Genomic DNA, 4,839 nt, shown 5'->3' on the forward strand with positions numbered 1-4,839 from the left:
TGCCATCAAACCACCCTTCGCCAATGGTCAGCAGCCGCTGTGCCAACTGTCTGGATGCTGGTGAATCCGGCGGCTCTTCGATGTGGCGATGAATGTCCCGCAGCAGGCCGATCCATTCATCCGACCGCGGGTCATCCTCATCAATCTTCGGCAGCTTCTCGATAATCGGGAGCTCATCGGGAGCAAACTGCCGAACCCTGTTATTCCGCTGGACGGATTTTGCTGCCGAGTCGGCTTCTCTTGAATGGAGCATCTGGATGAACAGGACCAGTTCTTCCACCGGGACGTCACCCCGGAGCTCGATTGTGCGCAGCGTCGTCAGCAGCCGGCGCTCGAGCAGCTCGAGGCGATGCTTTTCATCCTGGAGCAAATCAAGCTGCATCCGAATTGCGTGTGTCCATTTTTCAGCGTGAGCCCCCCCGGCTTCCGCCTCTAAGACGTTTCGGATTTGTCCCAGTGTAAAGCCAAGCTGCTTCAAAGTCGTAATGTGATGCAGCTTCATGATGTCGTCTTCGTTGTAGTACCGATATCCGGCATCAGATACGAAAGAGGGGGTCAGGATACCCATTTCATCGTAATAGCGCAGCGTGCGGATGGAGATACCGGCCTCCTTGGCCAACTGTCCAATTTTATACATCAACTTAAGCACCTCCCATATCCATACTAAACCCTCACGTATAGGTGAGAGTCAAGCACAAATACCGCTGGTTTCCCCGCAAAAAAAGCACCCCTTATAGAGCATCGGAACAGCCCAGGCTGTCCAATGTCTGATAAGCGGTGCATTCGTGCACTTCGTAAGCTTTAATGACTCCCTCGAAAACCGGTTCGCCAAGAGGGGTACAGCGGTTTCCATCCCAGCCCGCGTGCTTTGGCATTTGCCGCACCACGTTCCCAAGGCTGCCCCTCACCTGCAGCGGTGTGCAGCAGGGAAACACCGACCGACTCCGCAAAAATCGGGAGCCAATCGGTACCCCTTGCCGGCTCGTCATCCACAATATTATAAGCACCGGACGGCCAATCCAGCGCTTGGCATGCGGCATGGCCGGCGTCCTCCACATGTATAAATGAGGAAACTCCTTCATTGGCAGACATTCTTCCCTCACGCACCTCTTCCGCCATATACCCGCCGCTCGTATACCATGTACCGGGACCATAAAACAACCCGTAGCGAAGAATGACATGCTCCGGAATTTCCGCTGCGGTCTCCTCAAGTGCAGCAACGGCATCCACGGTACGTTTGCGGGAAGGATCCGCAGATTCGACATCCAGAGGTACATTTTCTGTCGCCGGACCATCCCCCGGCTGATAAGCCCACGCAATGCTCTGGACAATGATTCGTTTCACGCCGGCTTCGCGGGCGGCATCGACCAAATGACGGGTTCCTTCCACCCGAATGCGGGAGTTTTCCGCGAAAACCCGGCTGCCGAGGGATGTCAGCTGGTGGATGACGACTTCCGGCCTTGCTTCGCGGACTGCTGCAACTGTAGCATCCCGGTCAAATGCATCCGCGACGAGGGCTTTAGCTCCCAATGATTCAATGACTTGTATGTTTTCCGGCCGATGAGTCGTACCTGTCACCGTATGGCCGGCCTGGACCAGCCGCGGCACCAGCAAACGGCCGACAGCTCCGGAAGCGCCTGCGATCAAAATATTCATGCGCCCTCTCCCCTTTCATGCATCGTAAATTCCATGACACGGCTATTGTAGCATGAGTCATTGGCGGGAATAAGGGCCAATCCACAGCGATTTGGAGCAGACCAATTTGTTGATAAACCTAATGTAGGACTCAGATATGCAGTGTATTTTTTCTAGATGATCTCTCCCTCATGTTCTGGCCATTCTTCGGCAAGCGGCCGAACCCGGACGGCACTGACTTTGAAATCAGGCATCTTGCAGTATGGATCAAGCTCCGGATTGGTGGCCAAATTCACGTTCTGTGCGTCTCCCCAATGCATCGGAATAAATACGATATCCTCACGAATTTTGTCAGAATACCGGCTGCGTACGGTAACCGTCCCCCGTTTGGAACTGACGCGTACGAGCGCTCCGTCTTCAATCCGGTGCTTACGCGCGGTCAGCGGGTGAATTTCCATGAAGCTCTCCACGAACTTTGCGGCGAGCACCGGGCTGCGCCGGGTTTGAACGCCCGTCAAATAATGCGGAAGCACCCTGCCGTTGGTCATGATGAGCGGATATTCGCCGTCCGTTTCCTCGCCCTGTGAAGCAACAGGTACCGTCTGAAACCGGGCAAGTCCGTCTGCGTGAGCGAAGGAGTATTCGAACAGCCGCCCTGTCCCCGGGTGGTCGGTTGACGGGCACGGCCAGTAAATGCCTTCTTCCCGCCGCAAGCGTTCGTAAGTGATCCCGAAGTAGTCAGCAATCCCGCCCTGACTGGCTTTTCTCAGCTCATTAAAAATTTCTTCTGCTTCCTTAAACGGAAAATAAGCCCCTCTGCCGAGCTTTTCCGCAACCGAGCACAAAATCTGCCAATCATGGCGCGTCTCGCCCGGCGCCGGTCTGGCTGCTTCCCTCAGCAGCACGCGCCCTTCCAGATTCGTCAGTGTCCCTTCGTTTTCCATATAGGAAGTGACCGGCAGGACAACGTCCGCGTATTTTGCCGTTTCGGACAGAAACATATCGGCGACGACGAGAAAATCGAGCTTCCGGATGCCCTCCTCCACCAGAGAAGCATGGGGATTGGAAACTACCGGATTCGAGCCCATGACGAATAACGCTTTGATTTGTTCCTGGTGTACGAGCTCCATCATTTCATAGGCGGATACCCCTTTTCCAGGGAGCTCTTCGGGCGGAATTCCCCAAACCTTTGCCACGAACGTACGGTCGTTTTCATTTTCGATCGAACGGTAGCCGGGCAGCTGATCCGCCTTCTGTCCATGCTCTCGGCCGCCCTGTCCGTTCCCCTGGCCCGTAACGGCACCGTAGCCGCAGCCTTCCCTGCCGATTTTCCCGGTGGCCAGAACCATATTCAGAAAATTCCGGACCGCCATATGCCCATCGGCATGCTGCTCCACACCGCGCGCAGTAAACACCATGCCGGTGCCCGCTTTGGCGTAAGACATGGCAGCGGTTCTTATCTGCTCAACGCTTACGCCTGTTAACTCGGCAATCCCTTCCAAATCTATTCGGAGCAAATCAGCCTTGAGCTGGTCAAAATCCTTTGTGCGGCTCTGAATAAATGCCGAGTCGATCAAATTTTCGTCCAAGATGACCTTCAGCATACCGCTCACCAAAGCGCTGTCGGTTCCCGGCTTCACCTGGAGATGAAGATCCGCCAGCTCCGCCGTCGCGGTTGCCCGGGGATCAATGACGATGATGAATGCCCCATTCTCTTTCGCCCGGATAAAATAAGGCATGAGGGTTGGCTGGCACTCCGCGATGTTCGTGCCGGCGAGAATAATGCATTCGGCCAGAGGGATTTCCGACAGCTGATTGGTCAGCCCCCGGTCGATCCCGAACGTCTTTACCCCGGCCGAGGCCGCCGCCGACATGCAAAATCTCCCGTTATAGTCGATATACCGGCTCCGGAGGGCCACTCTTGCGAATTTGCCGAGTGCATACGCCGTTTCATTCGTCAATGAACCGCCGCCATATACACCGACGGCATCGCGGCCGTACACCTCCTGAATGGCCGAGAACCGCGCTGCGTCAGCGTCATATGCCCACCGTCCTTTCTTCAGAGTGTATATCGGATTGTGCGTCGATTTCCGCGGATCGGGCCATGCTTATCGTTTCGATCAGCGATTCACGCTCATCGGGATCGAGCAGCTTCTCCCGTAAACGCTGGAGCCCGTATCGTTCCAGCCACTCCCACACAGGCTCCCGATAATAGGCGGAATCCCGGTACAGCGCAAGGCAGCCGAGAGCCATGTCGATGATGTCCCCGGCATCGGGCAGGACATCGACCAGTTGTGCCGACTTGACCGGATGCTCCATATGTCCGCCGGCGTACAATTCCCATCCGACCGGGGATGCACCGATACCGAGATCATGTACAAGGACACCCGCCGGGTCGCGCGGACCCGCTGACACCGCGATGCGTATCCGTGACGGCATGAACCACCCCATGCTTCTTCGTTCCAGTTCGAGCGCGATCCGCCCGGCCTCCGAATGCGGAACTCCTGGTGAGACGACCGAGTTTGCCGATACACGGATCATGGGCTCTCCGCCGTCGGCGGAGCGATGGATGCCGAGATAATAAGCGGCAGCCGATCGGCATACCGGGCAGCCTTCCGGGCGCTTCCAGCCCAGACGCAGCATGGCTGCTTGGACGCTTGCATCGCTGCCCGGGTACAGCGCGGCCCGGATCGCTGCGCGGTCCATCTCCGTGCAGCCGCAGATCGGCACCGGAGCAGCGGCCGGAGCCGGCTTCTTCCCTCCCGAGGACTTCGCCAGCTCTAGGATCGCGGCCACCATCGGCTTGCAGCCTCCGCAGGAACCGGACGCCTTGGTCCGCTCCCGAATCTGGTCCACGGTTTGTGCCCCGTCCAGACCGATGGCTTCCATAATGGCAGCTTTTGTGACACTGTTGCAATTGCAAACCGTATCCTGATCCCCCATAGCTTCGGCCGTTTTGGCCAATGAAGAATTCCCCCCGGCAGGCTGCGCCTTCAAGGCGGACACCGACGCCCGCCGCTTTAAATAGCCCAACAGCTCCGTCCCTTCCGAAGTGTCGCCAAAGAGCACAGCTCCGGCAATTCTGCCGTTTTTCATCGTCACCTTCTTATAGTTCCCTTTCACGCCGTCGTAGTGCTGCAGCGCCGTTTCGCAATCTCCACCCTGGATCAGCCCGGCGGAAAAATACCTCCACGCCCGACACCT

3 protein-coding genes and 1 pseudogene are annotated in these 4,839 nt (G+C 57.0%); all 4 read right to left on the reverse strand.

Annotation, left to right across the window (positions count from 1 at the left end; translation table 11 throughout):
* The coding region (locus tag CPT76_RS10630; protein WP_105442896.1) for a MerR family transcriptional regulator at window positions 1–637 on the reverse strand (637 nt) is incomplete at its 3' end.
* Between the two features lie 164 nt (window positions 638–801).
* On the reverse strand, window positions 802–1,656 hold the full coding sequence (locus CPT76_RS10635) for an NAD-dependent epimerase/dehydratase family protein (RefSeq protein WP_105442897.1): 855 nt from the start codon (window positions 1,654–1,656) through the stop codon (window positions 802–804).
* Window positions 1,657–1,808: 152 nt separating this feature from the next.
* A pseudogene (locus CPT76_RS10640) lies at window positions 1,809–3,665 on the reverse strand (molybdopterin oxidoreductase family protein); the annotation flags it as partial.
* 7 nt (window positions 3,666–3,672) lie between these two features.
* Window positions 3,673–4,839: (2Fe-2S)-binding protein (locus CPT76_RS39400; protein ID WP_258168283.1), on the reverse strand; the 1,167-nt coding region annotated here is incomplete at its 5' end.

It is taken from the genome of Paenibacillus sp. AR247 (assembly GCF_002968895.1).
GTDB classification, from domain to species: Bacteria; Bacillota; Bacilli; order Paenibacillales; family Paenibacillaceae; genus Paenibacillus_AQ; species Paenibacillus_AQ favisporus.

Excerpts from the sequence above, each read along its gene's own strand:
- CPT76_RS10635 (WP_105442897.1), bottom strand. The coding sequence starts at position 1,656 with ATGAATATTTTGATCGCAGGCGCTTCCGGAGCTGTCGGCCGTTTGCTG.